At 39.5% G+C, this 1,442-nt stretch carries 2 protein-coding genes; both read right to left on the reverse strand.

Annotated features, from left to right (window positions below; translation table 11 throughout):
* Nucleotides 1–282: 282 nt before the first annotated feature.
* Nucleotides 283–960: a hypothetical protein gene (locus UF06_RS08015; RefSeq protein ID WP_045569980.1), complete on the reverse strand. Its 678-nt coding sequence runs from the start codon at nt 958–960 to the stop codon at nt 283–285.
* Nucleotides 961–1,115: 155 nt separating this feature from the next.
* A partial coding sequence (locus UF06_RS08020) for a GNAT family protein (RefSeq protein ID WP_045569981.1) occupies nt 1,116–1,442 on the reverse strand: 327 nt, incomplete at its 5' end.

A 1,442-nucleotide genomic window follows, 5' to 3' on the forward strand; every position in this document is an offset into this window, starting at 1 on the left:
TATTCGTCTTATCCTGCTTTATTTTTAACAGTATAAGATCACGTCAAGATCGCTAATTCAATCTATTTCTAAAAATTTTATCCCGAAATTCGATAAAAAGGTGCGTCAATAACATGCGCGAACCCTGCACACTGATTTTGCGTGATTAAGCATAACGCCGCGTTAAGTGGTGAGCAACGCAGACAACTAGACCTAAAGTATTGTGCCGTAAACACTTAAGTAGAAGCAAACTGAGAATGCCAAGCGTTGGGAATCCGTCTTAAACGCTTTGTTATGCGCATTTCAAAGAACTCCGGAAGGTAAGTTTATATATTTCTTTCCCGAGAGTAAGTCATCAAGTAATCCATTGGGTATCGACTCTTGATCATCAAAGCGCATGATGAACGACAGGCTGTTTAAGTCTACCTCAGGGCGAGCATACTCTTCTTCTCCGAGTACAATTTGCATCCCAAGCATATATAGCGACGTGTCAGTATATCCGATACCATTTGACGCATAATATGTTGTGATAATTATCGGGACTTCCCTATCTGCAATTTTCACAAAGCCGCTTTCTGGCTTTACTGATTCGAGAAAAAGCTCTTCTAAGTCAAACATAACGGCACCCATTCGTAACACCTGTCCGTCAGAGGCTATAGGTGCAGGCTCACCGTATATCTTTGATGGAAAGACAACTTGCCCTTTCATAAAATGAGCGCTATCTGAAATTGGTAAAACAGACATGCTGAACTTGTCTTCTCCAGAAAACACTCCCTTTAATATTAATAACCTTTCCTGTTTGTACTGAGCTATTGCTAACTGGTTAGCTTGATACGAAAAAAAAGCACTAATGCATGAGATAAATACAGCAAATATTGAAATCAATATAGGTAGAGATTGATTTTTAGCCAATTTAACAAATCGACTTTCACTAGTTACTTCTGTGTCTTCTTGTTCCTGAGTTGGGTCACTCTTATTCATAAATCTCACTTGAAAATTGACACTTTACTGAATGCGTATAACGCCCGCTTAAGGGGCAGACAACGCTACTACCAACTTTCCGCATAACACCATAATCACAAAAACCAACGCATAGTAAAAATGCCGCGCGTTGGCTGTCCCTCTTGAAGCGTTTGTTATGTTTTGGGCCAATGGGTACGATTTAGACCATAAACAGCATGATCTACAACTCGGCCATTCAAATTTTCTGCGCGACTGATTATGCCCTCAAGCGAGAAACCTAAACGTTCACATACATTACGACTTGGAATATTTTCGCTTGCTGCTGATATCTGAACTTTTTCCATATCAAACTCAGTAAAAGCCAAGTCGGTCAGTTTTAAAACCGACTTACTCACGATACCTTTACCTTGGTATTCAGAGCTTAACCAGTAGCCAATCTCTACTTTTTTAAGTTGACGGTTAATACTGTTAAAACTGATATTTCCAACCAACTTATCTTG

Source organism: Vibrio sp. S234-5 (genome assembly GCF_000960595.1).
Lineage (GTDB): Bacteria > Pseudomonadota > Gammaproteobacteria > Enterobacterales > Vibrionaceae > Vibrio.